Origin of the sequence: Amaricoccus sp. B4, assembly GCF_043226085.1 — a bacterium.
Classification (GTDB): Bacteria; Pseudomonadota; Alphaproteobacteria; order Rhodobacterales; family Rhodobacteraceae; genus Amaricoccus.
The window spans coordinates 1480771-1506750 of sequence record NZ_CP171225.1 but is presented as its reverse complement, the minus strand read 5'-3'; the positions used below and the strand labels follow the sequence as shown (position 1 = coordinate 1506750).

Below are 25980 nucleotides of genomic sequence, written 5' to 3'. Positions count from 1 at the left end.
CGACCTACCGCGCCAGCGCCCGGATGCCTTCCTCGAGCCCCGAGAGGGTCATCGGATACATCCGGCCTTCGAAGATCTGCGAGATGAGCCCGATCGAGGGGGTATAGTCCCAGACCTGCTCGGCGAGCGGGTTGATCCAGATCGCGTGCGGCCAGGTCTCCAACACCCGGCGCAGCCAGACCTCGCCGCTCTCGGCGTTCCAGTGCTCGTTCGCCCCGCCCGGATAGACGATCTCATAGGGCGACATCGAGGCATCACCCACGAAGATCACGCGGTAGTCGCTGCCATAGGTGTGCAGGATGTCATGGGTCGGGATCTGTGCGTTCCAGCGCCGCCGGTTGTCGCGCCAGACGCCCTCGTAGAGACAGTTGTGGAAGTAGAAATATTCAAGATGCTTGAACTCGGCGTGTGCCGCGGAGAAGAGCTCCTCCACCACGCGGATATGCGGGTCCATCGAGCCGCCCACATCGAGAAAGAGCAACACCTTTACCGCATTGCGCCGCTCGGGCCGCGTTACCACGTCCAGCCAGCCCTGCTCGGCGGTGGCGCGGATCGTCGCATTGAGGTCGAGCTCGTCCGCCGCGCCGTCGCGAGCCCATTTCCTGAGGCGGCGAAGCGCGACCTTGATGTTGCGCGTGCCGAGCTCGACCGTGTCGTCGAGATTGCGGAACTCGCGCTTGTCCCAGACCTTCACCGCCCGCTGGTGGCGGCTCTCGTCCTGGCCGATGCGCACGCCTTCCGGGTTGTAGCCATAGGCGCCGAAGGGCGAGGTGCCGGCGGTGCCGATCCACTTGTTGCCGCCCTGATGCCGGCCCTGCTGCTCGCGCAGACGCTCGGCCAGCGTCTTCATGAGCTTGTCGAATCCGCCGAGGGCCTCGATCTGCGCGCGTTCCTCGGCGCTCAGATGTTTCTCCGCGAGCTTCTGCAGCCACTCCTTTGGCAGGTCGATGCTCTCGAGAACCGCTTCGGGAGACAGCTCGCCGAGGCCGCCGAAGATCGTGGAAAACACACGGTCGAACCGGTCGAGATGCCGCTCGTCCTTCACCAGCGCACTGCGGGCGAGATAATAGAACCCCTCGGCGTCATAGAGCACGACATCGGCCGAGAGCGCCTCGAGAAAGCTCAGGTATTCCCGGAGCGAGACCGGAACCTTGGCGGCGCGTAGCCCCTCGAAGAAGCCGGTGAACATCGCTCTAGAGAACCCCGAGGCGCTGGAGCATCACCACGAGCGCCAGTGTCACCAGCGCGAAGAGGATGCCGTGCACGGCGCTGTACTGGAGGCGGTCGAGGCGGTCGCCGCCCCGGAGCCGGGCCTTGCGCCAACCGAACAACGCGCCGAGAATAAATGCAATGACGATCAGCACCAGGGCCTCACTTGGGTTGCGGGGTGAGCATGGCCGTGATCTGCGCCTGTTCGCGCGCGAGCTCTCCCGAGTTGTCCCCGAAGCCGTAGCGCGCCCAGCGCAGACTGTCGAGCCGGGCCTCCTCGGCTGAATCGGTCTTGCCGAGATCGGCGAGCGCCTCCGCCTTGATCGAGAGCAGCCCTGCCACGAGGATCGCGTTCTGACCCGCAATCGCGGCCGGCACGTGCCGGTCAGCCAGCTCGATCGAGAGGTCGTATTGCTCCATGCCGAGGGCAAGGGCAGAGACATGGACCGCCGCTTGTGCGGTGCGGATGTCCATGTCGCCAAACTCCTGCTGGAAGAGCCGGTAGGCATCGGTGAAATACTGCGCCGCCGCTACCGGGTCGCGCCGCAGGCTGAGGCGGCCGAGCGTGAGCAGCGAGACGCCGAGCCGCTGGTCCGGCGGGTCCATCTCAAGCGCGATCCGTGTGGCAGAGACCGCCGAGCGCAGCCGCTCCTCGCGGCTTGCCTGCTGCGAGAGCGCGGTCTCGATCTCGCCCGCCCAGGCACGCGACTCCGGCGCGCGCTTCTGGCTCGGCAGCCCGCGCCCCTGCGGATTGACCCGGTCGAGCACCTGCTGCACCTCCGCCGCGGCTTCGGCGCGCGTCATGCCGCTGCGAAATTCCGGCTGATAGAGCGTGCGCAAGATCAGCATGTCGAAGGAGGTTGCCGAACTGTGGAAATTGTCGTCGTTCCAGATCGAGTCGGGAAGCCGGTAGAGATCGTTTGCCGGCCCGAGCGCCTGGGTGATTTCCTCATTGAGGCAGTCGCGCACATCCTGTGGCGTCGTGTCGGGCGGCAGGAAGATCACAGCATGCGTGAGGGTCTTCTGGGTCGACCAGCGCGTGCGCGCCTCCGGCCGCTGCCGCAGAAAGTCACGCCAGTTGGTCACCCCGGGCACGATGAAACAGGCCGCATCAGGAAAGAACCGCGCGATCTGCGATTCGGGCACCGCCTCGATCACGATCTGCGCCTGCGCCGCGCTGCCGGTCTCGGCGATATCGATTCCAGCCTCGGTCCGCAGCCGGGCGAGAAGGGCGTCGAGGTCGTGCCGGTACCCCTGAAGGGCTGGGCTCTGCATGTAGACCCGGACCGGCCGTTCGTAGCGCAGCATCCCCTTTAGCGTCTCGCCGCTCTCCAGCGCAAAGGTGAGATCGAGGAAATCCTCCGCCAGATCCGCATTCGAGCGAGCCACGCCGGTGGGCCGCGATGTGTCGCCGAACCGCACGCTCGAGATCGTCCGACGCTCGCCCTCTGGCAGCGCGCAGCCCGCAAGCGCAGCAAGCGCTGCGAGGAGCGCCAGGGTACGGAGTGGGATCATCCCGGCCGCCGCCGATACTTGATGAAGGGCGTAAGTTCGCCCACGCGATCGTAAAGCGTGCGGGCGGTGGTGTTGAACTCCTGGGTCAGCCAGTAGACGTGCGGTGTCCCGTTGGCATCCGCCGCCCGGTAGACCGCCTCGATCAGCGCCCGGCCCGCGCCGGTGCCGCGCGCCTCGGGACCGACATAGAGATCCTGCAGATAGCAGGCATCCTCGATCTGCCAGCCGTGACGGTGGTATATGTAATGCACGAGCCCGAGGGCATGGTCACCCTGAAGGGCGAGGATGCCGTGGTAGTCGGTCACAGCCGGATCGATCAGCCGCGCGAATGTCGTGGCGTAGATCTCTTCGGGCAACGATGTCTGGTAGAAGTCGAGATAGGAATGCCAAAGCGCCCGCCATTGCGCTTTGTCGGTCGCCTCGATCGGCCTGAGGTCGATCATGACACCCTTCCTCCGGCGGCAGAACGGAGAAGGGTGGATGAGGTCAGCCCCGCAGCTTGCGGACGTTGGAGCGGGTCTTGGCGCGGATCGGGCGCAGCGCGGCCGAGGCCACGGTGACGGGATCGCTGCCCCGCGCAACTGCAACGGCGGCACTCTCGCCGGCCGCTGCAAAGGCTGTCGCCTTCTCGAGCACCATGCCGACGGCTTCGGGCGCGGTCATGCCGCCCTGACTCATCTTGACCGTGCGGCGGGCGATGACTTCCGCGGCCGCGAGATTCATCTGTGTGTAGTGCACAGCGAGCGTGAACCACGCATTCGCCGCCTTCAGTGACATGAATTGACCCAGCATGCTTGTTCTCTTCTTCTTCCAGGTTATGCTGCACCGCACAATAACGTAGCGCGGGCGCGTTGTCATCCGAATTCACGTGTATGGTCTCGCGCATAGGTGTCACCGCCTTTCCCCGCGCGCCATGAAGGCGAGCCGTTCGAACAGGTGCACATCCTGTTCGTTTTTGAGCAGTGCACCATGTAACGCCGGCAGGGCGTGTTTGGTTGCCTTTCTCAGATCGCCGGCGGTCAAGTCTTCGGCCAGCAGCAGCTTCAGCCAGTCGAGCACCTCGGAGGTCGATGGCTTCTTCTTCAGCCCCGGCGTCTCGCGGATCTCGAAGAACTGCGTCAGTGCGCTGTGCACGAGCTGCGGCTTTATGCCGGGAAAATGCACCTCGACGATTCGCGCCAGAGTTTCAGCGTCGGGGAAGCGTATGTAGTGGAAAAAGCAGCGCCGCAGGAAGGCGTCCGGCAGCTCCTTCTCGTTGTTCGAGGTGATGATGACGATGGGCCGGGTCTCGGCACGGATCGTCTCGCCAGTCTCGTAGACGAAGAATTCCATCCGGTCGAGTTCCTGCAGGAGGTCGTTCGGGAACTCGATATCGGCCTTGTCGATCTCGTCGATGAGCAGAACCACCTTGCCGGAAGCGGAAAACGCGCGCCAGAGCGGGCCGGGGCGGATGTAGTTCCTGACGTCGTGAACGCGCTCATCGCCGAGCTGGCTGTCGCGCAGCCGGCTCACCGCGTCGTATTCGTAAAGCCCCTGCGCGGCCTTCGTGGTGGACTTGACGTTCCATTCGAGCAACGGCAGCCCGAGACCGGAGGCAATCTGGCGCGCGAGCTCGGTCTTCCCCGTGCCGGGCTCACCCTTGACCAGCAGCGGGCGCTCCAGAGTGATCGCCGCGTTGACGGCCACCATGAGGTCCGCTGTGGCGACATACTCATCACTGCCCACGAATTTCATCGTTATTCCGTTCCTTGCCCAAGCATTGCGCAGGCACACTATCAAGGCCGACCGCTTAAGCAAGTTCCCTTAAGTTACTGGTGACAATCCCCGAGATTCCCTATATCGGGTGCAGCGGAAGACAACCGGGACGAGGCATGGGTGTGGGTGCCATGCGGGGCGAAGCCCGGGGCGCCTAGTGTTCAATTGAGGTTGCAGCGATGAAAGCCGAGACGTCGTTTGAAGTTGATTACAAGCCCAGCGAAGACGAGCCCTTCATGAACCCGCGACAGCAGGAATACTTCAGAAAGAAGCTCCTTGACTGGAAAAATTCCATCCTCGCGGAAAGCCGTGGCACCATCGAGCATATGCAGGAAGGTACCCGGAACATCCCCGATATTGCCGACCGGGCGAGCGAGGAGACCGACCGGGCGCTCGAGCTGCGCACGCGCGACCGTCAGCGCAAGGTGGTTGCGAAGATCGATGCCGCCCTCCGGCGCATCGAGGAAGGTTCCTACGGCTACTGCGAGGAGACCGGCGAGCCGATCTCGCTCAAGCGCCTCGATGCCCGTCCGATCGCGACCCTGAGCCTCGAGGCGCAGGAACGCCACGAGCGCAAGGAGCGCGTCCACCGCGACGACTAGGGTTCAGGCAAGGCCTGCCTTTGTCGCGTTTTCGATGATCGGCCCGGCCCTTGTGTCGGGCCTTTTCATTGCTCGACCAGCGCGATCGGGCGCGGGGGAGCTCAGCTCGTCGGCGGTTTGCAGGTCAGCGCGTGATCCGTCACCTCGCTCATCTTCTGGATCAGGGGCGTTCCATTGTCGGTGCCAGCCTCGACGATGAGGATCTCGCCATTCCGCCGGATGTGCCGGAAGCAGGCGGTTCCCTCGATATCCCAGTGGAAGCAGTAGAGTGGCGCGCTGTAGTCCCAGGTTCCCTGCATGCAGGTGCCGTCATAAAGCTGCAGCGTGACGTTGTGCGTGCCCGGATAATAGTGCTCGTAGGCCCAGAGTTCGCCCTCGATGCGGTAGACCAGCGTCCGGCCCTCGGCCATCGCGCGCCATTCCGCAGCGGGAATGTCGGCCGTCACACCATCCTCGGAGGAAACCGCGAGCGAATCCGCCAAGCCCGCGGGTGCCACGGTGAGGCAGGTTAACAGAAGCAGGGAAGAAAGCGGTTTCATTCGCATCATCCGTCGCGCGCCCCGGAGCGGGGCAGGAACCTTGTCGGCGCGCCGGTTCGGCTCTGGCGCAGGCGCGTGGTTAACCATATGTTCGCAGTCCCCTCAGCACAACATGCGACATGGCAATCCTTTCCTTTCCCGCGCTCTCCCGTTCCGCGCGTCGTTTCGGTCTCGCCGCAGGCCTTTCGCTCGCCCTTGCCGGCGGCGTCCGTGCCGAGATTTCCGGCGCGCCGCGGCTGATGGATGGCGATACCTTCGACATCGGCCTCGTCCGCATCCGCCTCCACGGCGTCGATGCGCCGGAGATCGGCCAGCGCTGCGCCGAGGCTGGCGGCGGCACCTGGGATTGCGGCACTGCAGCGGCAAACCGCCTCGCCGCCCTCGCCGCGAAGGGTGATTTCATCTGCACCGGTCGCGAGCGCGACCCCTATGGCCGGGTCGTCGCCTCCTGCACAGCCAATGGCGCAGATATCGGCGCTGCGCTCGTCCGCGAGGGGCTCGCCTGGGCCTATACGGAATACAGCGACGATTACGCCGAGCTCGAGGCCGAGGCCCGTGCCGCCCGACGCGGGATCTGGCAGGCCGAAACCCAGGCCGCCTGGGACTACCGCGCCGACCGCTGGCAGCGCGCGGCTGCCGTCGCGCCGCGGTTGAACTGCCCGATCAAGGGCAACATCAACGCGAAGGGCGAGCGGATCTACCACACGCCCTGGTCGAAATACTATTCCCGCACCCGTATCGACGAGGCGGCTGGCGAGAGGTGGTTCTGCGACGAGGCCGAAGCTGAAGCTGCAGGCTGGCGCCGTGCCGCCGGGCGCTGAGATGCGGTTCGGTGTGGGCAGGGCGCCACTCACCGGGCGATGCCCTGCGGCAGCCGCCCGGCGCTGATCTCGCGCGTCGGATTGAGGAGCCGCGCCTCGTGTCGATGCGTGGACGGGGCCTCGAAGCTGTTGAGAAAGAGCCGTCGCGAGAAGCGGAAACCCAGTGCACAGCTGATCCCGGTCAAGCTCTTGAGATAGGCCAGCTCCTCGATCGCCTCCACGTCTTCGACGACGATGATCATGCCGAGCGAAGTGCCAAGCGCCTTGATCGCGCGCAGGATGCTCTGGTGCGCGGCCCATCATGTCCGAGGATGGCCGCATGCCCGAAAGCCTGCGGGCCTGGGCGGCGAGAAGCCGGTCGCCGGCGCCGTGGCCATGGTAGTCTTTGATGTTCTCGAGGCCGTCCAGGGCCGCCGCTTTTCGTGCGGGGGCCGTTCGGGCTCGCTCGTGTGATTGAGATAGAGTGCCTTTGCCACCTGGATGAGTTCTGCGAGGATTTCGACCTCTTCGGGCGCGGCATTCTTGCCGCCATAGATGACGTCGGTCATCTCTTCGGAATTGAACAGCCAGAACGGAAGCTTCAGGTTTTCCGCCCCGATCGTCGCCGCCTTGCTCCCGAAAACCCGGCCGTATTTCGTTCTGCACGTCAAGAAGCACGATGCGGAGATCGTCGCGGGCCTCCGATATCGCGTTGAGGATCGAGGCCGCGGCGGTGGACTTGCCGACCCCGGTAACGCCCGCGATCGAGACGTGCCTGGTGAGCAGATGATCGGTGTTCACATATACCGCGATCGCGGCATTCTCCGCGATACGGTCGATGCGGATCGAGTGCCGACCGCCGGAACCGAATATAAGGCTGAGCTCCTCGGGGCCGATCGCGGCATAAGTCCGCACCCCACGCCGGAACCGGAAGCCCTCCGCGCCACGCTCGATCTCTTCCATGAGTTCGACCCGGGCCAGAGCTGTTGAGCCATCCTCGCACCCGGCCGCATTGCCACTGAGTGACACCTCGGAGATCATCCCGACTGGCCGCGGAGCGCGAGAACTCCGCCGACAGTCGCTGCCGCGCTGCCGCACTCGGCAAGCGGTGCCATCTGGAGGCCGACATTCGCCCGCGCGCCCTGATCGGAGAAGATGTTCCCGACCTGACGGGAACCGGCTGCGACCTCCGCTTGAAACTCATCCGACACACGGCTCTCCAAACACTGCGAAGGCGGGGTCATTACTGCGCGATCCGAATTGCCATTTCGTAAAGCGGCTCGCGTGACAGGCGCGAGGCGTCGCCAAGATCTGGCGCACGACCGCGCTGGAGCCCCTGCCAGAAATCTCCGGACCCGCCGCGCGTCGCTCCACCTTCCCTGCGCTTGACAGTCGCGGCTCGCGCTCTCCATCCTTTGGGCAACGCCTTTGGGGGGGGAGCGCTCGGTTGGCCCTGTTCGAGATTGCCACGTTCAAGGCCTTCGCGAGCGTCCTCATCGCCGCGCGCAAGCTCGGGACCGATCCGGTCTCGCTCGACGGAGCCAAGGCGCTTGCCGATCTCGCGGAAAATGGCAAAACGCTCGCTGCTGCGCTGCGCGACGCGGGTCTTGCCCCCCCTCGCGCGTGACATGGCCTTGGCCGCGGCTCAGGCCGAGCGGATGACCCATCCCGGCCCGGCGCTCGAGGATGCCAAGGCGATCTTCTGGCAGGTGGCGCCCGAGGCCTTCGCCGACGCGTCCATCTTCGCGGCGGTGGCGCTCGACGCCGCCGCTGTCACCGAGGCCATGGTTCGCGCCATCAAGGCCTCGGAGCAGAAGAAGGACTTCGAGGCCCACCCCCTCGCGGAACCCTATTTCCGAGAGGTTACCCGCCTCACCCTCGGCCGGATGCTCGCCGACGCCGACTACATTGCCAGCATCACCCCCGTCCTCTGGCGCGAGAGCCTGCGACGGCAGGGCGTGGCGCTGAATCTTCTCACCCGGATCGATGAAGCGACGCGCCGAACCGAGACCAGGATCGAGGCAGTGGAGGCGCGTTATGCCGAATTGACCTCACGGCTCGAGGCCTCTGGGGCGGCGAATGCCGCACTGGAGAGCGGCGTCTCAAGGGAGGCTCTGCTTCGCCTGGTTCGTCCGATCGCGGCAGACATCGACGATATCCCGCAAGCAATGATCGAACTCACCCGCGCGGTGGACATCGCACGGAAGGTTCAGGAAGAGGGGCGGCATGGCTCCAATCTGGGTGATTTCGTCGACGAGGTTCTTCGCAGATCCGCAGCCCTGTCGGCCAGGGGCCGGCATGAGGCCGCCATCTCGGAACTGGACGATGCACTCGAACGCGAGGAAGCGGAGTCGATGGCGCGCAAGCTCCGGCTGCTCTCGCGCTCGATCGACGAGCACCTGCTCCTACGCGATGCGGCGGGCGCCGCCCGCCAGATCGTCCGGCGCGTGACCCTGGAAACCCCTATCCCGAGGCAGGTCTTTTCTGCGCTGCGGCGTGAAAGGGAGGTTTGGTATGGACTCGGCCGCGACAAGGGGGCGCGTCTTGACATCGAAGTCGCCGCTGCGCTGGCGCGAGCTTGCGTGGAGCATGCCCTCAGCCCCGGCGAGCAGCTAATTGCGCTCAACGATCTTGGTGGCAGCTTGGCAACCTTGGGTGAACGCGAAAGCGGAGCGGTGCATCTGGAAGAGGCCCTGGGTGTGTTTCGGGCGTTGGAGGCACAGACGAAGACACTACCGCCAGCCGAACAGGCGAGGACGCAGCACAACCTCGGCATTGTGCTCGCCCTTCTCGGTACGCGTGAGACCTCCACGGCAAGGCTTAAGGACGCTCTGTCGGCCTTTTGTCTTGCGTTGAAGATGATAAGTCGGATGCGTGCGCCACGTGAATGGGCGAGGACGCTCGGCACCTTCGGAAATGTGCTCCGTACTTGGGGCGAGCGGGAGGTTGGAACGCAACGCCTTAAGAAGGCGGTGCAATCCCATCGCATGGCGTTGGTCTTGCGAGCACGGGAACGCAATCAGATGCCGCTTGATTGGGCTATGACACAGAACAATCTAGGCAATGCTCTTGCCAGCTTGGGTAAGCGCGAGCCGGGTAATGAACATCTGGAGAAGGCCGTATTGGCCTATCGCTCAGCGCTTGAGGAATGGACGCAGGATAGCACTCCTCATGAGTGGGCATTGGCTCGAAAGAACCTCGGCAGCGCACTCGCAACCATTGGTACCCGAGAGCCCGGAACTGCGCACTTAGACGAGGCGGTGTCGGCATACGAAGATGCATTGAAAGTGTGGACTTGGAACGAGGCCCCATTGCATCGGGCCAATGCGCTTGGAGACCAGGGTTTGGCAAAACTCAAAATCGCCGAACGCAACGATGATGTTGAACTGGCGCGTGAAGCGCTATTCCAGATGCAGGAGGCCGCACGTGCTCTCCGAGCTGGTGGCCACCTGCAATGGGCGCTGGACATTGAGAGTAATATTCCTTCCCCCCAGACCATCGTCGAAAGCCTCTCGCGCCCGCCGGCCTAGGCATCGCCGCCGCCCGGTCCTGCGCATCCGTTCTGCGGCGAGGGAAGCGCCCGACACTGGGCGCGCGCTTGCGCCTTCCCGGGGGCGGGGGAGAGTGTTGTCTAGGCTGGGCGCCCGGGCGCAAGAGACGCGCCGGACACGCGACAGGGTTGACAGTGCGCCGGCGAAACGGGGTGTTCCCGCCCGCTAACCGAAGGAACCCCGAAAATATCAACGGAATAACCCGCTGAGTCACAGTAAAAGCTCTGTCTTTACCGATAAAACACTCTGCCGGTCAGAGGTCGAGATCCTCGGCGAACCGGGCGTTTTCCTGGATGTACTGAAAGCGCAGCTCCGGCTTCTTGCCCATAAGCCGCTCCACCAGCCCGGCCGTATCGTCGCTGCCGTCCTCGTCGTCGGGCAGGTTCACGGTCACCCGGATGAGCGTCCGGCTCTTCGGGCTCATCGTGGTTTCCTTGAGCTGGGCCGGCATCATCTCGCCGAGACCCTTGAAGCGCGACACCTCGATCTTGCCCCGCCCGCCGAGGCCCTTTTCGATGAGCGCGTCCTTCTCCGCATCGGTCTGGGCATAGACCGAGCGCGCGCCCTGGGTCAGCCGGTAGAGCGGCGGCGCGGCGAGGAAGAGGTGGCCGTGGTCGATCAGCGCCCGCATCTGGGTGAAGAAGAAGGTCATCAGCAGCGAGGCGATATGGGCGCCGTCCACATCGGCGTCCGTCATGATGATGATCTTCTCGTAGCGCAGGTCGGCGACGTTGAAGCGCGACCCGGTTTGCACCCCCATCGCCTGGCAGAGATCCTGCAGCTCCTGGTTCGCCATCATCTTCGAAGAGGCCGCGCCCAGCACGTTGAGGATCTTGCCCCGCAGGGGCAGCACCGCCTGGGTCTTGCGATCCCGTGCCTGCTTCGCCGAGCCGCCCGCGCTGTCGCCCTCGACGAGAAAGAGCTCCGAGCCGTCCTTTGTGGCGCCCGAGCAATCCGCGAGCTTGCCAGGCAGGCGCAGTTTCTTGACTGCAGTCTTTCGCTGCGTCTCCTTCTCCGCGCGGCGTTTCGCCCGCTCCTCGGCCTTGAGCACCAGATAGTCGAGGATGGCGCCGGCGGTCTTTGTGTCCGCCGCCAGCCAGTTGTCGAACCGGTCCCGCACCGCGCCCTCGACGAGCCGCGCGGCCTCCTGCGTCGCGAGCCGGTCCTTGGTCTGGCCGACGAATTCGGGCTCGGCGATGAAGACCGATATCATTGCCGAGCCCCCGGCCATGATGTCGTCGCGGGTGATCTGCGCCGCCTTGCGGTTGTTGGTGAGCTCCCCGTAGGCCTTGATGCCCTTCAGCAGCGCCGACCAGAAGCCCTGCTCATGCGTGCCCCCCTCGGGCGTGGGAACGGTGTTGCAGTAGGAGGAGACGAAGGCGTCGCGCTGTGGTGTCCAGTTGATTGCCCATTCGACCGATCCGACCGCACCCGCTCCGTAGCGCTCGGCAAATTCGACCTTGCCGGCGAAAGCGGTGTCGGCATAGCACTGCGCCCCCTCGAGCCGTTCGGCAAGATAGTCGGCGAGACCGCCAGGGAAATGGAAGGTCGCCTGCTCCGGCGTGTCGTCCTTCGGTCCGATGCAGGCGGGATCGCATTTCCAGCGGATCTCGACGCCCGAGAAGAGATAGGCCTTGGACCTCACCATCTTCAGGAGACGCCCCGGCTTGAAGCGGGCCTCCGTCCCGAAGATCTCGGCATCGGGATGGAAGGTCACGCTTGTACCGCGCCGGTTCGGCGTCGCCCCGAGATTTGCGATCGGCCCCTGCGGGATGCCGCGGCTGAATTCCTGCCGATAGAGCTGCCGACCCCGCGCGACCTCGACGACCACAAGGTCCGAGAGCGCGTTCACCACCGAGATGCCGACTCCGTGAAGGCCGCCGCTGGTCTGGTAGGCCTTGCCGGAGAACTTGCCGCCCGCATGCAGCGTGCAGAGGATCACCTCGAGCGCGGAGCGGTCCGGGAAGCGCGGATGCGGATCGACCGGTATGCCGCGGCCGTTGTCGCGGATCGTGACGCTGTAGTCCGCATGCAGCTCCACCTCGATCCGGTTCGCATGCCCGGCGACAGCCTCGTCCATCGAGTTGTCGAGAACTTCGGCCACGAGATGATGCAGCGCCCGTTCGTCGGTGCCGCCGATATACATCCCTGGCCGCTTGCGGACGGGCTCAAGCCCCTCGAGCACCTCGATGGCGGATGCGTCATAGGCCTGCGACGCGGAATCCTCGCCGAAGAGATCGGAGGCATGGACCATGCGGACCCTCTTTCCTGTGATTTTCGGGCAGCCATTGATAGCTGCGCTCTGCTCCCGCAAACCTATATCTTGTTTGGAGGCAGGCGCAAATAGCCATGACGGCGGCAAAGGCCCCAGACCTTGCCGCCGCGCTCTCAGATCCCGGGGCAGTCCGCCTCAGCGGTAGACCGGCCGTCCGTACTGATCGTAGCCGACGAGAACAGGGGTATGCGTCTGGCCGTAGCCCTGTGGCTGGCGGTAGGCGTTGGGCTGGCACTCCTGCCGGGTGGCGCCGATTGCTGCGCCGAGACCCGCTCCCGCGGCCGTGGCGACATCCTTGCCGGAGCCCTTGCCGAACTGGTTCCCCGCGAGGCCGCCAATCACCGCGCCGCCGAGCACGCCTGCGCCGCAGTTGATGTTACGTGCGCTCGGACCCTGGCTCTGACCCTGATTGTACGAGGTGCCGCCATAGGGCGAGGCCGTGCTGCAGGCGCCGAGACCCAGCGCTGCAATGATGAGTGCGGTTCGATACATGTTACCTTCTCCCTTGACCCGTCGGGCCATTCCCGCCGGACAACGCGGGTCGGAGAAAAGCGTTCCGGGCTGTCCGGGCCGCGGGCGGGAACCCGCCGCGGTGCGGACAATCGGGGATCAACGCATCCAGAGCCGGGCGTAGGGCGGAAGCGGGATCACGCCGCCCGCGTCGCCGACGGGCGCATCGGAGAGCATGTCCCGGAGGTTGCGCGCGCCCTGCTGCACGGCCCAGCTCGCCGGGATTGCCGTCCAGGTTTCGGTAAAGTTGAAGACGCAGACGACACTGCCGGTCGGGGCACGGCGGGCAAAGACGAAGAGCGCGGCATTGCCGGTCTGGAGCACTTCGGTTGCGTTGCCGGCATGGAGCTCCGGCACCGCGGCGCGGCGGGCAAAGATCCGACGCAGCCCGGCGAGCACCTGCCCGGCGGCGGCGTCCGTGCCGGCTTCGGCCCGCGCAACCCGGTCCCAGTCCATGCGCGGGCGGTGAAGCCAGCGGCTGTCATGAGCGTGATCGGGCACGGAATGGTAGCCATAATCGTTGAGGAGCGCGATCTCGTCGCCCATGTAGACGAGGGGAATACCGCCATAGCTTGCGATGAGCGCGTGCCCCATCAGGATGCGGTCGATTGCGCGCGCGATGGCGGTTGGGTCCGCTCCGGCCTCGGCCTTCTCGAGCCCCGCGAGCGAGGCGCAGGTGCCGCTGATCCGCTTGTCGCCGGTCTCGGGATTGAACTGGAACGGCTCGCCTTTGGCGAAGGATCCGGGAAAATCGCCCTCGTAGAAGTCCGAGAGGAAGGTCCGGTGCATCGGCCCGTTCAGCCCGACCGCCGCTGCGTCCTCGTCCGTCACCGCCCAGCCGATATCGTCATGGCAGCGCAGATAGGTCGCGTAGGTTGCATTGGTCAGCGTCGGCGGAAAATGCGTGCCGAGCACATGGGTCATGAGTTGGGTGTCGCGCGCCGCGAGCGCCGACCAGAACTGCACCATCAGCGAATTGTGATAGGCGAGGTTGCCTTCCTTGCCGTCATGCTCGCCCCGGCCGAGATAGGGCAGCATCTCGGCGGGGCTCACGATCGCTTCCTCGAGATGGATCACCGCGGGGGCCACGATCCGGCAGGCCGCGCGCAGCGCCTGCAGCAGCATGTGGCATTCGGGCTCGGACTGGCAGCGGGTGCCCATCCGCTTCCAGATGAAGGCCACTGCATCGAGCCGCAGGATCTCGACACCGCGGTTGGCGAGAAACAGCATGACGCGCGTCATCTCGAGGAAGATCTGCGGGTTGGCCCAGTTGAGATCCCACTGGTGTTCGTTGAAGGTGGTCCAGACCCAGCGCTCGAAGTCCGCATACCAGGTGAAATTGCCCGGCGCGTTGTCCGGGAAGACCTCGAGCAGGGTCTTCTCGTAGCGGCCGGGCAGGTCATGGTCCTCGAACATCAGGTAGTAGTCGCGATAAGCCGGATCGCCCGCCCGCGCCTTCTCCGCCCAGGCGTGTTCCTTGGCGGTATGGTTGATGACGAAATCGACGCAGACGCTGATGCCGCGCGCCCGACAGGCCGCGGTCACCGCCTCGAAATCGGCCATGGTGCCGTAGGCGGGGTTGATGGCGCGATAGTCCATCACCGAATAGCCGCCGTCGCTGTCGCCAGGGCGAGGCTTCAGACAGGGCATGAAATGCACATAGGTGACGCCGAGGCTCTTGAGGTAGTCGAGCCGCTCGGCCACGCCCTTGAGATTGTCCGCGAAACGGTCGATGTAGAGCGCATATCCGGTCATGCCGGGGCGCTGGAACCAGTCGGGCTCGAGATCGCGTCGGAGATCGAGGAGCTTCAGATCCGCAGGCCTCTCGCGCCAGGCCTCCCTCAGGCTATCGTCGAGGGCCACGCGAAATGTCTCGAAGTCGGGATGCGCGCCGTAGAGACGCTCCAGCATGCTCCAGAGATCGTCATGGCTCCGCGCATAGCGCAACTCGAAAAGAGTGTCGTCCGAAACCGTGCCGCAATCCGAGGCTGCTGCCATGGCGTCTTCCCCCCCTTGGTCCTGTCGCATCCGGGTCGTGCAAGGCTGCCCGGGTGTCGCAGGCCGCCGGCGGCGGCCCGCTACAGAAAGTCACATTCCGGCCCCCGGTTTCAATGGCCTTCCGCATCTCCCCGGGGCCCAATTCTCCCGGTGGCCGCACGGCACCCCCCGGGGGGTGCGGCCTTGACGCGGCGTGTCCGCGCGCGCTCAATCCGGGCGGAGAAGAAGAAGGAGAGCTGCATGAAGGCGGCGGCATGACAGGAGGGGGCAGGCATGCATGTATTCGTTCTGACGGGAGCAGGGATCTCGGCCGAAAGCGGGCTCGGCACGTTCCGCGACACCGACGGCGTCTGGGCGAAGTTCGATCCGATGAAGCTTGCGACGCCCGAGGCGTTCGCCCGCGACCCGCAGCATGTGCATGAATTCTACAACCACCGCCGCTGCGGACTGCTCGCCGCGGTCCCCAATCCCGCCCATCAAGCGCTTGCCCGGCTCGAGCGCCAGCTTGTCGCCGAAGCGGGCGGCGTCTTTCTCTGCACCCAGAACATCGATGATCTGCACGAGCGCGCGGGCAGCCGCCATGTGCATCACATGCACGGCGAGCTGCTGAAATCGCTCTGCACCCGTTGCGGCGCGCGCGCCCCCTGCACGCACGATCTCTCGATCCTCGACACCTGCGCCTCCTGTGGCAGCCTCAACTGCCTCAGGCCCGATGTCGTCTGGTTCGGCGAAATGCCCTATGGCATGGAGGAGATCGAGGCAGCGCTCGAGGCGAGCGAGCTCTTCGTCTCGATCGGCACCTCGGGGGCGGTCTATCCAGCGGCGGGCTATGTCGAGCTCGCCCGCTCCCTCGGCATCGAGACCTTCGAGGTCAATCTCGCGCCGTCCGAGAATGCCCATGCCTTCGACCGCGCTCTCTATGGCCCCGCCACCGAGGCGGTGCCCGCCTTCGTCACGGAACTGCTCGAGGCGCGCTAGCGGCGGGCAGGGAGGGGCAGATGGCGTCTCCGATGGCATATGGTGTCCGGCAACGCGCGGAAATTACCCTCTTGCCCGGCTGCCGAAGGGGCAGGAGATGACGGCGGCCGGTCGTCCCCGCGCGGTCATCGTCGCGGCACTCGGTGTCATCCAGATCTTTGCCTGGGGCAGCACCTATTACCTCATGGCGGTGATGGCAGGGCCGATGGCCGCCGACACCGGCTGGGGCACTGCCGCACTCTCGGCGGGGCTTTCGGCCGGGCTGCTGGTTGCGGGCCTCGCTGCGCCGGCCGCGGGCCGGCTCATACAGGCGACCGGCGGCCGGCCGGTGCTTGCGGGCGGCATGGTCCTGATCGCCGCGGGGCTCATGCTTCTGGCCGCTGCGCCGAATCTTGCGGTCTATCTCGCCGCCTGGGCCGTTCTCGGCCTCGGCATGGCGGCCGGGCTCTACGATGCGGCCTTCTCGACCCTCGGCTGCCTCTTCGGCCGCGATGCCCGCGCCGCAATCACCCAGCTCACGCTCTGGGGCGGGTTCGCCAGCACGATCTGCTGGCCGATCTCGGCCTGGCTTGTCGAGGCTGCGGGGTGGCGCGGGGCGTGCCTTGCCTATGCCGCGCTCCATCTCTGTGTGACCCTGCCTGCGAGCCTCCTGCTGCTGCCGCGCCGACCGCCTGTGGCAGAGCCCGCCGCGCAGGGGCCTGAGGCTGGCAGCGGCCCGGCGCCTGACCTGGCCGGTCTTCGGGATCTGCGGTTCCTTTGCATCGTGGTTGCGGGTGTGACCCTCTCGATGCTGGTGACGATCTGGTCGACCCATTTCGTGACGCTGCTGACCGCGGCCGGCCATTCGATCGCAGCGGCCATCGCGCTCGGCACGCTCATCGGCCCTTCACAGGTCGCGGCCCGCGTGCTCGAGATGCTGGGGCGCGGCCGGCATCACCCGATCTGGACCATGGGGGCGGCCTCGGGTCTGGTGTTCCTGGGCTTTCTCGGGCTGAAACTGGGTATCCCGGCCTCGGCGGCCCTCGTCGCCTATGGAGCGGGCAACGGCCTTTTCTCGATTGCGCGCGGGGCGCTTCCGCTCACGCTCTTCGGGCCCGAGCGTTATGCGCAGACCATGGGCCGGCTCGCCCTGCCGATGCTGCTCGCGAGTGCCGCCGCGCCCTCGATCGGTGCCGCAGCCATTGCGCTCGTCGGTCCGGGCGGCACGCTGACCCTGCTCGCGAGCGCTGCCGCGCTCCCCTGCATTGCGACCCTCGTGCTCGCCCTCTCGCTCCGCGGCGGCGGCGAGAGGGCATGAGCCTTCCCGGAAATGCTCGCGGGCATGATTGAGGTCAAGGCCGGCTGCGTCCGCTCATGCGCAGATGCGCATGAAAGGAGCCCCCGATGATTCTGCCCGTCCTGTCCGCCCTCGCCGAACCCACCCGCCTCGCGGCCATGCACATGCTCCGCGACGGGAACGAGCATTGCGTCTGCGAGCTGATGCAGGCGCTGGGCGCGACCCAGAGCCGGATGTCGCGGCACATGCAGGTGCTGCGGCAAGCGGGCCTCGTGCTCGACCGGCGGGATGCCCAATGGGTGCGCTACCGCCGCAATCCCGGTCTGCCGCCGCAGATCGCCGCGGTGCTTGATGCCGTGCTCGACACCATGCGCGACGCGGGTCCCGCCGCAGCGCCGGGCGGGGAAAGGAGTGCTGCGTGATCACCGAGATCCATACCCTTCCGCCGCACCGCGTAACACCGCCATGGGTGTGGCACATCGCGGTTGCGACCGCCGCGCTCAGCTGGTGGTTGATCTACCGCGAGCTTCAGCCGCTCTCGGCCTAGCTCGCCACCGAGGTTCCGCTCGCGCCCGGAAGTCACGCGAGCGATGCACTCGCCTTCTTTCTCTATGATGTGCCGAAGGTCATGATGCTGCTGGCGCTCATTGTCTTCGCCATGGCCGTGGTCCGGAGCTTCTTCAGCCCGGAAAAGACCCGGGCCGCGCTGTCGGGCCGCCGTGCTGGCGTGGGCAACGTGATGGCTGCGGGGCTCGGCGTCCTGACGCCGTTCTGTTCCTGCTCGGCGGTGCCGCTTTTCATCGGCTTCGTCTCCGCGGGCATCCCGCTGGGTGTCACCTTCTCGTTCCTGATCGCGGCGCCGATGGTCAACGAGGTGGCGCTGGTGCTGCTCTTCGGCCTCGTCGGCTGGCAGGTCGCACTCTCCTATCTGGGCTTTGGCCTCGCGGTCGCCATTGCCGCGGGCTACGTCATCGGCCGGTTGCGGCTGGAGGGCTGGCTGCAGGACTGGGTTCGCGAGATCCACGCCGGAGGCGCCGTGCAAGCGCCTCTGGGCGGTGGGCTCACGGTGGTGGAACGCTATCGTCAGGGCATCGCCGCCGTGCGTGAGATCTTCACCCGCGTCTGGGTCTGGATCATCCTCGGGATCGGCATGGGCGCGCTCATCCACGGCTATGTACCCGAGGCGCTGATGGCCCGCATCATGGGGGCGGACGCCTGGTGGAGTGTCCCGGCGGCGGTGGTGATCGGCATCCCGATGTACACCAATGCGGCAGGCGTCATCCCCATCGTCGAGGCATTGCTTGGCAAGGGCGCGGCGCTCGGAACGGTCCTCGCTTTCATGATGTCGGTGATCGCGCTCAGCCTGCCCGAGATGATCATCCTCCGCCAGGTGCTGACGCTCCGCCTGATCGCCGTCTTCATCGGCGTCGTTGCGAGCGGCATCCTTGCCGTTGGCTTTCTCTTCAACGCGCTCTTCTAGGTAGGCGACCGCATGAAACGGGTGACAATCTACGGCCCTGGCTGCAAGCGCTGCGAAACGGCCGAGCGCATGGTGCGCGAGGCTGCGCGGCATCTTGGCATCGAGGTCGATGTCGAGAAGATCTCCGATCCGAAGGCCATCGCGATGGCGGGCGTGATGTCGACGCCCGGCATCGCCGTCGATGGCCGGCTCGTCCATGCCGGTGGCCTCCCCGAAGCCAGCCGGCTCGAAGGCTGGATCGCTGCCTGACCCCCGAAGCTCCTCCTTGTCAGGGACGAAGGCGCCGAGCCTACGCTGGCACGGCCCCTGTCCTGGCCGGAGAACGGACCTCTGCCGGAACGCGCAGCGGTCTGCAACCAGGCCCCGGCTACAGCCACGGGTAGCAAAAGGTCGAATGGCACCTCCGGTGCGCAGCTGCTAGAATTCCGCTCCAGCGAGCTCCAGAGGTCGGGCGCGCGGCCCGGCAAAGACCCGACAGGGCGACGGGACCGAGACTTGCAGCACGATCTCGCCTCCAGGAGCCACCAGGGGAGGTGTAGGCTTGACGGACGGGCTAATAGCCTTCGAGGAGCTGCCCAGCTGGGTGCCGGGCAACGTTATTCTGGCCAGTGATGGCCAGAACTGGAAGGATGTCGCGCTGCGCTCCTATCACTACTGCGGCCAGGACGTGATCGTTCCGCCGATGCGGGACTTCCTCCTCGTGAGCTACAGTGCCGGCAGCACGCCGATGCAGCGGCGTTTCGATGGCCGCTGGAAGCGCGAAACCCTCGGACCGGGTGCCGCCTCCCTGCTGACTCGCGCCCAGAAGGCCTACTGGAACTGGGAAGACCCGATCGACGTGACCCATGTCTACCTGTCCGGCAGGCTGGTCGCGGATGTGGCCAGCGAGGTCATGGATTGCAGCGTCAGCGAAGTGATGCTGGACGACGTCCTCAGGACGGATGACCCGGTTATGACGGCGGCGGCCAATGCGATCGCCTGCGAGGCCCGGAACCGCCTGCTCGGCGGGGCGCTCTACGTGGATACGGTTGCGCGCGGTCTCGTGGTGCATCTTCTCCGCCGCCACGCCTCGGTCAGACTGCCGCAAAGGCGCTGCAACGGTGGGCTTTCGCCGCAGCAGGAACGGCGGATACTCGAATTCATCGATGCCGAACTCGCCTCGACGCTCGATCTCAAGCTCATGGCGTCTGCGCTGGATATGACGCCTTGTGCCTTCGCGCGGCAGTTCTGCCAGAGCTTCGGCTGTCCGCCCTACGCCTTCGTGAAGGCGCGCCGGCTCGAAAAGGCCCGCCGGCTTCTGGCCACAACCGACCTGCCAATCAAGGCAATCGCCGTCGACTGCGGCTTTTGCGATCAGGCTCATCTCACGCGGATGTTCTCCGCCGAATTCGGCAAGACCCCCGCGGTCTTCCGGCGCAGCGCGCGCTGATCCGGAAGATCGCGCCGATGCAGGGCGAGCCGGCCCGGATCATTCAAAACTTCCCGCACGATCCTTCAAGACCTTCAACGGGGCGGCCTGTCACCCTTGCCGCGTGCTTCGGGCACTGTGCCCGGACAACAAAGACGCAGTCGGGCCAACGGCTGCATCCACAGAGGAGGACTCGATGCTAGACGCAACACAGAATTCCGCGCAGACCCGGCGTAATCCCGTCCCCGCCGAGCTCGATGCCCTGGTGATCGGCACCGGCGTCGCCGGACTCTACCAGTTGCACCAGCTGCGAGAAATGGGCCTGAAGGTCCATGCCTGTGACACGGCGAGCAATGTGGGCGGCACCTGGTACTGGAACCGCTACCCCGGCGCGAAGTTCGACAGCGAAGCCTATATCTACCAGTATCTGTTCGACGAAAAGCTCTACAAGGACTGGACCTGGAGCGAACGGTTCCCGGGCCAGCGCGAGATCGAGCGCTGGATGCACTACATCGCCGACCGGCTCGACCTGCGCCGGGACATCTCGTTCTCCACGACGATCACGCGAGCGACGTTCGATGAGGCGCGCGGGCTTTGGACCGTGGAGACGGATCAGGGCGAGACCATCACCGCGCGTTATCTGATCGGCTGCACGGGGATGCTCTCCGCACCGCTCGAGGACCGCTTTCCCGGACAGGCGAGCTTCAAGGGTCAGATCGTCCACACCGGGCGCTATCCGAAGGAGGGCCTTGCACTCGAAGGCAAGCGCGTCGCGGTGATCGGCACCGGAGCCACGGGCATCCAGGTGATCCAGACGATCGCACCGGAGGTTGAAAAGCTCACGGTGTTCGTGCGCACCCCCCAGTATGTCCTCCCGATGAAGAACCCCAAATACGGTCCCGATGAGGCTGCTTGGTACAAGGGGCGGTTCGATGAGCTGAAGGCGACCATCCCGCATACCTTCACCGGGTTCGAATACGACTTCAGTAACACCTGGGCGGATCTGACCCCCGAGGAGCGGCGCGCGGTGCTGGAAGAGGTCCATACCGACGGCTCGCTGAAGCTCTGGCTCGCGTCTTTCGCCGAGATGTTCTTTGACGAGGAGGTGAGCGAGGAGATTTCGGAATTCGTCCGCGAGAAGATGCGCGCGCGCCTCAAGGATCCGCGCCTGATCGATATCCTGGTGCCCAAGAAAGGCGACTACGGCTTCGGCACCCACCGTGTTCCCCTCGAGACGCAGTATCTCGAGACCTATCTCCGCGACAATGTCGAGGCGGTCAGCGTGCGCGACAATCCCATCGCGGAAATCGTGCCCGAAGGGGTCCGGCTCGAGGACGGGACCGTGCATGAGGTCGACACGATCATCATGGCCGTGGGCTTCGACGCAGGCTCCGGCGCGCTCGCGCGGATCGACATCACGGGCCGCGACGGCATGAAGCTCGCGGAGGAATGGAGGAAGGACATTCGCACCACCCTGGGCATGATGAAGTTCGGCTTCCCCAACCTCTTCATGACCGGCGCGCCGCTGGCCCCTTCCGCGGCACTCTGCAACATGACCACGTGCCTGCAGCAGCAGACCGAGTGGATCTCGGGCTGCATCCGCCATATGCAGGAGACGGGCAAGGATGTGATGGAACCGACAGCCGAGGGCGAGGATGACTGGGTCCGTCACCACGACGAGGTCGCCAATGCCACACTGATCTCCAAGACGAATTCCTGGTATACGGGCTCGAACGTTCCCGGGAAGCCGCGCCGCGTGCTGTCCTATACCGGTGGTGTCGGCACCTATCGCGGCAAGTGCGACGAGATGGCGAAAGAGGGCTATCCGGCGTTCGCGATGAGCAAGGCCGGCGCGCCGCAGGAGGCCTAGAGCCCGGAGAGATCGCGCGCGCCCGGTCCAGACGCGGGCGCGCGCTCAACAAAAATCAGACCACACAGGGAGAAAGACATGAGCCATCAGTTCAACGCGCAGTCCGTGCTCGACGGCGTCGTCAGCTCGGACCCGCGGGTGCCGGGTGTTGTCGCGATGGTGACGGATCGGGAGCGGAACATCTTCGAGGGCGCCGCCGGTGTCCGGCGGCTCGATCAGGATGCCGCGATGACGACCGATTCTGCCTTCGCGATCTTCTCGACGACAAAGGCGATCACGGCAACGGCCGCGCTCCAGCTTGTCGAGGAAGGCAAGCTCGATCTTGATGCGCCCGCCAGCACCTATGCCCCAGACATCGGCAAGCTGAAGGTGATCGAGGGGTTCGATGCGGCCGGGGAGCCGATCCTGCGGGATCCGAAGCGCCCTGTGACCACCAAGCACCTGCTGCTCCATACCGGCGGCTTCGGCTACGACTTCTTCAGCGAGACCTACAACAGGCTCGCGCAGGAAAAGGGGCAGCCGAGCGTCATCACCGCCTCGAAAGCCTCGCTGATGACACCGCTGCAATTCGATCCGGGCGACCGCTGGGAATACGGCACCAACATCGACTGGTGCGGCCAGGTGGTCGAGGGCATCACCGGCAAGCGGCTGGGCGAGGTGTTCCAGACCCGCATCTTCGAGCCGCTCGGCATCGAGGACATGACCTTCGAGTTGAACGACGGCTTGCGCGCGCGTCTGGCGGGGATGCACGCCCGCGGTGCGGACGGTTCGCTGACGCCGATGGATTTCGAGCTGCCCGACACGCCCGAGATCCACATGGGTGGCCACGGCCTCTACGGCACGGTGGGCGATTACATGCGGTTCATCCGCATGTGGCTCAACGACGGGATGGGCGAGAACGGCCGCGTCCTGAAGCCCGAGACCGTCGCGATGGCAGAGAAGAACCACCTCGGCGACAAGAAGATCTGCATGCTGCCCGGTGTGATCCCGTCGCTTTCGAACGACGCCGAGTTCTTTCCGGGGCAATCCAAGTCCTGGTCCTACAGTTTCATGGTCAACGACGAGGAAGCGCCCACGGGCCGGCCGGCCGGCGCGCTCGGCTGGGCGGGCCTCGCAAACCTCTTCTACTGGATCGACCGGCACAACGGCTACGGTGGCTTCTGGGCGACGCAAATCCTGCCTTTCGGCGATCCCGTGTCCTTCACCGGCTACATGGAGTTCGAAACGGCGTTCTACGCGTCCCTTAGGGCGGCGAAGGCCGCCTGAACCGGGTGCGCGGCCGCCGCTCAGGCGGCCGCGTCTTCGATGTCGGGTACTGTCCCCGGATCCTTGCCGGCAACGCGGAGGCACCTCCCCATCGCATCCAAGTGCGAGACGCCTGGACCCGGACTGCGGCCAGATCTGTGCTGCTGTGATCCCGGCGGCGCCGGTTTCCCGGCAGATGGGGTCGCCCTTCTTATGGCGCCGATGCTGTCGGCGCAGGCGCTGGCTTCACGGTCGAACACGGCCACCGCATGAGCGTCCTGCAGCCTGATATGGTGGCGCCGGTTGCCGCCCTCAGCGGTCTGTTCCCGCATGAAATCGGTCGGGGGGGCGTCAGGAAAGATCCGCACGCCCGCTGCCCGAAGCGTGCCATTGAGATCAAGGGTAAGCTGCGCCGAAAGCACTTCCCCAGCCTTCATACAGGGAGCCGATCGCGCATCAGCTGATTTTCCGGGACTGTATGCTGCACAGGCGATCTTGCGGCGCATTGCTGTGCACCGAGAACAATAGTTGTCCGCGTCTCACGCCGAGCAACAAGGGCGGTCAGCAGCCGCCAGCGGTGGTGGGAGCGCTTATGTGGCGAGTTCCGCGAGGAAGCTTGGCCAGGAGCGTTTCGTCAGGGTCGCCCTGATGACGGCGGCCGCAGCAGTGAGCCATGGCCTCGTCCGCGTCAGGCGGCACTGTCTCCCCGCTCTTCGCGTGCGGCAAGCCGGTCCAGCCGGTCAATCTCGGCGGCGATCATCGCCCCGGCCCGCACGAGGTTCGCGCGGCGGTCGCGCGGCTTCCAGAAGGCCGCGGGCAGCCACCAGTCGCCCGGCGGCTCTGCACGCCACTGCGGGAAGCGGCCCCAGCGGAGGAGGGCGTTGGCGCTCCGGGCCAGTTCGCCCTTCAGATACTGATCGTCATGTTCGGCGGTGAAGCCCTCAACCTCGATCTGGCGCCGCCGTTCCTCGGCGATCGCCTCGGCTCCTGTGCTCATATGCGTCTCCTGTCTTCCTCCCCGCGCCAACATTGAGTGTGTAGATGTGAAGCAATAATGACCACAAGCAAGTTTCCGAAGACGCACGAAACGACGCGCGGCTGCCGCCAGCGCGAAGCCCTCCCCGGAGGATAACCAACCCTGTCAGAACGCGTGGAGCGACCTCCATTCTTGAGGTAGGATTGGCAATGCGCGAGGCGCTGCTCTGCTCCGCGCAAGATATTTTAGTGAGGAATTTAAGATGGCCTATGCAAAGGCATATTTCGCCGTAGATATGGGCGCACTTTCCGGCTGGTATGGAACCATCACCGTTGCAAACGACAAGACGATCCAATTACAGGACGGCGGGTGGACCCAAGTCTACACCGGTAAGTTCAGCTATGACCTGTTCTACAATGTTTACGGGACGCTTATGGGGTATTCCGAATCATACCGGGGTGTAACCTGGTATGAAGTTTCTGGAATCCGTCGCGACGCCCACACATTTTACACCTACATGGAGTCGGGCAATGCAGAACGGGCAGTAGGCTACCTGCTCTCAGGCTCAGACCAGCTTGTCGGCTCCTCGCAAAACGACGTGCTGTTCGGCTTTGGCAGCGCCGATCGCATCAAGGGCAACGGGGGCAATGATGCTCTTGACGGCGGCAGCGGCCGCGATGCGATCAGCGGCGGAGCGGGCAGCGATAAGCTTTATGGCGGGGGCGGGAACGATCGCCTGTTCGGGGATGGCGGCCGCGACGAGCTTTCCGGCGGCGCGGGCGGCGACATGCTCCGCGGTGGCCTCGGCCGGGACAAGCTCACCGGTGACAGCGGTGATGACCGCTTCGTCTTCAGGTCGGCGGCCGAGGCCGGGCGGGGGAGCGAGCGCGACGCGATCCTGGATTTCGAACGAGGGCACGACGTTATCGTCTTGGCGGCGATCGATGCGAACACGAAGGCCAGAGGCGATCAGGCGTTTCATTTCATCGGGCATGATGCCTTTGGTGGCCACGCCGGCGAACTCCGGTTTCACAACGAAATCCTGAGGGCTGACACCAATGGAGACGGGCGCGCCGATTTCGAGATCGAGATCTCTGACCTTTCATCGCTGGGGCGTGGCGATTTTCTCTTGTGACGCGGCCGATTGACGCCGGGCGTCTCACATCTCACATGGACGAGCGGTCATGGGCGCGTAAGCCGGGGTGATGCATCCGGCTTGTCGCCTCGGCCTGCACTTCGGCGAGGACTGGTCAGTTGCCAGCCACGGAATGGCAATCAGCGCGCCGACCAGAGCGACGTCCCGCATTCAGAGTGCCATTCACTCTGAAGCAGACTCGCGCTATATCAAGAAAGGATTGGCGACCCCTCCAGGACTCGAACCCGGAACCTGCTGATTAGAAGTCAGCTGCTCTATCCTGTTGAGCTAAGGGGCCGTCTCTCAGTGCGTCCAGGCGCCGCGGCGCTGGGCGGCGAAGTTGTCGCCATAGCCGTTCTGCCGGAGCACATGCGCCCGCGGCTTCGGCTCGAAGACCTGATGCACGATGCCGTTCTTCTCGGCATAGGCAACGGCCTCTTCCTTGGTGTCGAAGCTCAGCCGCACCTGGGAGTTCATGTCGCCCGAGCCGGTCCAGCCCATGAGCGGATCGAGGGTGCGTGCCTCTGCCGGCACGAACTCGAGAACCCAGCGCTTCGTCCTGGCCTGACCCGACTGCATGGCATTCCGGGCGGGCTTGAAAATTCTGGCGATCATCGGACCAACTCCGCACAAGACACGTCTCCGCTTATGGCCAATTGCCGGCGCGGGATCAAGCCGTTGGCTTGGGGGGAGATCTGCGGGGGGAGGGGAGGGGAGCAGGGGATCGGGTCGTCAACCGGATACGAGGGAGCGAGGGGTGGGGTGGGTGTGCGCACCCGGCTGACGACCACTGTGCTGCTTGCAGGATTAGTAATACACGCATACCGGGCATACACGCAATGGTTTAGTTACTTAAAA

Annotated in this window: 26 protein-coding genes, 1 tRNA gene and 2 pseudogenes; 13 read left to right on the top strand and 16 right to left on the bottom strand. The window is 65.3% G+C overall.

Annotation, left to right across the window (positions count from 1 at the left end; translation table 11 throughout):
* Nucleotides 1-4: 4 nt before the first annotated feature.
* The 6 genes from ACF66B_RS07320 to ACF66B_RS07295 all read right to left on the bottom strand — a co-directional run bounded on the left by ACF66B_RS07320 (nucleotide 5) and on the right by ACF66B_RS07295 (nucleotide 4458).
* Entirely contained in the window at nucleotides 5-1189 is a 1185-nt protein-coding gene (locus ACF66B_RS07320; RefSeq protein WP_111430776.1) for a VWA domain-containing protein, read from the bottom strand.
* A gap of 4 nt (nucleotides 1190-1193) precedes the next feature.
* A complete protein-coding gene (locus tag ACF66B_RS07315) occupies nucleotides 1194-1364 on the bottom strand; it encodes an apolipoprotein acyltransferase (protein ID WP_111430777.1) in 171 nt (56 codons plus the stop codon).
* Between the two features lie 7 nt (nucleotides 1365-1371).
* A complete protein-coding gene (locus ACF66B_RS07310; protein ID WP_111430778.1) occupies nucleotides 1372-2724 on the bottom strand; it encodes a DUF2927 domain-containing protein in 1353 nt (450 codons plus the stop codon).
* Nucleotides 2721-3167: a GNAT family N-acetyltransferase gene (locus ACF66B_RS07305; RefSeq protein WP_111430779.1), complete on the bottom strand. Its 447-nt coding sequence runs from the start codon at nucleotides 3165-3167 to the stop codon at nucleotides 2721-2723. Before ACF66B_RS07305 ends, ACF66B_RS07310 begins: the two co-directional genes overlap by 4 nt.
* A 43-nt stretch (nucleotides 3168-3210) precedes the next feature.
* The gene (locus tag ACF66B_RS07300) at nucleotides 3211-3516 is read right to left on the bottom strand and encodes an antifreeze protein (RefSeq protein ID WP_162683340.1); all 306 of its coding nucleotides are present in this window, start codon (nucleotides 3514-3516) and stop codon (nucleotides 3211-3213) included.
* Between the two features lie 99 nt (nucleotides 3517-3615).
* On the bottom strand, nucleotides 3616-4458 hold the full coding sequence (locus ACF66B_RS07295) for a MoxR family ATPase (protein WP_111430781.1): 843 nt from the start codon (nucleotides 4456-4458) through the stop codon (nucleotides 3616-3618).
* Nucleotides 4459-4658: 200 nt separating this feature from the next.
* Between ACF66B_RS07295 and dksA the strand changes: the two genes are divergently transcribed.
* Entirely contained in the window at nucleotides 4659-5081 is a 423-nt protein-coding gene (gene dksA / locus ACF66B_RS07290; protein ID WP_111430782.1) for an RNA polymerase-binding protein DksA, read from the top strand.
* A 101-nt stretch (nucleotides 5082-5182) separates the two neighbouring features.
* On the opposite strand, the gene ACF66B_RS07285 is transcribed toward dksA, so the two are convergent.
* A complete protein-coding gene (locus tag ACF66B_RS07285; protein WP_111430783.1) occupies nucleotides 5183-5620 on the bottom strand; it encodes a hypothetical protein in 438 nt (145 codons plus the stop codon).
* Nucleotides 5621-5739: 119 nt separating this feature from the next.
* Here ACF66B_RS07285 and ACF66B_RS07280 point away from each other — a divergent pair, with 119 nt between their 5' ends.
* Nucleotides 5740-6441, top strand: coding sequence for a thermonuclease family protein (locus tag ACF66B_RS07280; protein WP_111430784.1), 702 nt, complete (start codon nucleotides 5740-5742; stop codon nucleotides 6439-6441).
* 29 nt (nucleotides 6442-6470) lie between these two features.
* On the opposite strand, the gene ACF66B_RS07275 is transcribed toward ACF66B_RS07280, so the two are convergent.
* From ACF66B_RS07275 to ACF66B_RS07265, 3 genes and pseudogenes are all read right to left on the bottom strand, one after another.
* Nucleotides 6471-6683, bottom strand: a complete 213-nt coding sequence (locus ACF66B_RS07275; RefSeq protein WP_111430785.1) for a hypothetical protein — start codon at nucleotides 6681-6683, stop codon at nucleotides 6471-6473.
* Nucleotides 6684-7119: 436 nt separating this feature from the next.
* Nucleotides 7120-7383, bottom strand: a pseudogene (locus ACF66B_RS07270) (helicase HerA domain-containing protein); the annotation flags it as partial.
* Between the two features lie 74 nt (nucleotides 7384-7457).
* Nucleotides 7458-7631: a hypothetical protein gene (locus ACF66B_RS07265; RefSeq protein WP_162683341.1), complete on the bottom strand. Its 174-nt coding sequence runs from the start codon at nucleotides 7629-7631 to the stop codon at nucleotides 7458-7460.
* Nucleotides 7632-7867: 236 nt separating this feature from the next.
* On the opposite strand from ACF66B_RS07265, the gene ACF66B_RS07260 reads away from it, so the two are divergent.
* On the top strand, nucleotides 7868-8047 hold the full coding sequence (locus ACF66B_RS07260; protein WP_111430787.1) for a hypothetical protein: 180 nt from the start codon (nucleotides 7868-7870) through the stop codon (nucleotides 8045-8047).
* Nucleotides 7989-9950, top strand: a complete 1962-nt coding sequence (locus ACF66B_RS07255) for a tetratricopeptide repeat protein (protein ID WP_111430788.1) — start codon at nucleotides 7989-7991, stop codon at nucleotides 9948-9950. The genes ACF66B_RS07260 and ACF66B_RS07255 overlap by 59 nt, the downstream gene beginning before the upstream one ends.
* 274 nt (nucleotides 9951-10224) lie before the next feature.
* On the opposite strand, the gene parE is transcribed toward ACF66B_RS07255, so the two are convergent.
* The 3 genes from parE to ACF66B_RS07240 all read right to left on the bottom strand — a co-directional run bounded on the left by parE (nucleotide 10225) and on the right by ACF66B_RS07240 (nucleotide 14754).
* A complete protein-coding gene (parE, locus tag ACF66B_RS07250; protein ID WP_111430789.1) occupies nucleotides 10225-12225 on the bottom strand; it encodes a DNA topoisomerase IV subunit B in 2001 nt (666 codons plus the stop codon).
* 156 nt (nucleotides 12226-12381) lie between these two features.
* Nucleotides 12382-12738, bottom strand: a complete 357-nt coding sequence (locus ACF66B_RS07245; RefSeq protein ID WP_111430790.1) for a glycine zipper 2TM domain-containing protein — start codon at nucleotides 12736-12738, stop codon at nucleotides 12382-12384.
* A 117-nt stretch (nucleotides 12739-12855) separates the two neighbouring features.
* A complete protein-coding gene (locus ACF66B_RS07240) occupies nucleotides 12856-14754 on the bottom strand; it encodes an amylosucrase (RefSeq protein WP_111430791.1) in 1899 nt (632 codons plus the stop codon).
* Between the two features lie 273 nt (nucleotides 14755-15027).
* Between ACF66B_RS07240 and ACF66B_RS07235 the strand changes: the two genes are divergently transcribed.
* The 8 genes and pseudogenes from ACF66B_RS07235 (at nucleotide 15028) to ACF66B_RS07200 (ending at nucleotide 23032) form a co-directional block, all read left to right on the top strand.
* Nucleotides 15028-15732: an NAD-dependent deacylase gene (locus ACF66B_RS07235; RefSeq protein WP_111430792.1), complete on the top strand. Its 705-nt coding sequence runs from the start codon at nucleotides 15028-15030 to the stop codon at nucleotides 15730-15732.
* Nucleotides 15733-15829: 97 nt separating this feature from the next.
* On the top strand, nucleotides 15830-17029 hold the full coding sequence (locus tag ACF66B_RS07230; protein WP_111430793.1) for an MFS transporter: 1200 nt from the start codon (nucleotides 15830-15832) through the stop codon (nucleotides 17027-17029).
* Nucleotides 17030-17115: 86 nt separating this feature from the next.
* Complete coding sequence (locus ACF66B_RS07225) at nucleotides 17116-17430, top strand: metalloregulator ArsR/SmtB family transcription factor (protein WP_111430794.1); 315 nt, start codon at nucleotides 17116-17118, stop codon at nucleotides 17428-17430.
* A 47-nt stretch (nucleotides 17431-17477) separates the two neighbouring features.
* A pseudogene (locus ACF66B_RS07220) lies at nucleotides 17478-18488 on the top strand (permease).
* Nucleotides 18489-18500: 12 nt separating this feature from the next.
* On the top strand, nucleotides 18501-18737 hold the full coding sequence (locus ACF66B_RS07215; protein WP_111430795.1) for a thioredoxin family protein: 237 nt from the start codon (nucleotides 18501-18503) through the stop codon (nucleotides 18735-18737).
* A 292-nt stretch (nucleotides 18738-19029) separates the two neighbouring features.
* A complete protein-coding gene (locus ACF66B_RS07210) occupies nucleotides 19030-19917 on the top strand; it encodes an AraC family transcriptional regulator (RefSeq protein ID WP_111430796.1) in 888 nt (295 codons plus the stop codon).
* 175 nt (nucleotides 19918-20092) lie between these two features.
* Entirely contained in the window at nucleotides 20093-21766 is a 1674-nt protein-coding gene (locus tag ACF66B_RS07205) for an NAD(P)/FAD-dependent oxidoreductase (RefSeq protein ID WP_111430797.1), read from the top strand.
* A 78-nt stretch (nucleotides 21767-21844) separates the two neighbouring features.
* Entirely contained in the window at nucleotides 21845-23032 is a 1188-nt protein-coding gene (locus ACF66B_RS07200) for a serine hydrolase domain-containing protein (protein ID WP_111430798.1), read from the top strand.
* A 667-nt stretch (nucleotides 23033-23699) separates the two neighbouring features.
* Here the strand turns inward: ACF66B_RS07200 and ACF66B_RS07195 are convergent.
* Nucleotides 23700-24008 carry a hypothetical protein gene (locus tag ACF66B_RS07195; RefSeq protein ID WP_111430800.1) on the bottom strand — a complete coding sequence of 103 codons (309 nt, stop codon included), beginning with the start codon at nucleotides 24006-24008 and terminating at the stop codon, nucleotides 23700-23702.
* Between the two features lie 241 nt (nucleotides 24009-24249).
* Here ACF66B_RS07195 and ACF66B_RS07190 point away from each other — a divergent pair, with 241 nt between their 5' ends.
* Nucleotides 24250-25122: a M10 family metallopeptidase C-terminal domain-containing protein gene (locus tag ACF66B_RS07190; RefSeq protein ID WP_111430801.1), complete on the top strand. Its 873-nt coding sequence runs from the start codon at nucleotides 24250-24252 to the stop codon at nucleotides 25120-25122.
* 221 nt (nucleotides 25123-25343) lie between these two features.
* Here ACF66B_RS07190 and ACF66B_RS07185 read toward each other — a convergent pair.
* Nucleotides 25344-25420 (bottom strand) — tRNA-Arg (locus tag ACF66B_RS07185).
* A 5-nt stretch (nucleotides 25421-25425) separates the two neighbouring features.
* Nucleotides 25426-25737, bottom strand: a complete 312-nt coding sequence (locus ACF66B_RS07180) for an ETC complex I subunit (protein ID WP_111430802.1) — start codon at nucleotides 25735-25737, stop codon at nucleotides 25426-25428.
* Between the last annotated feature and the right edge of the window lie 243 nt (nucleotides 25738-25980).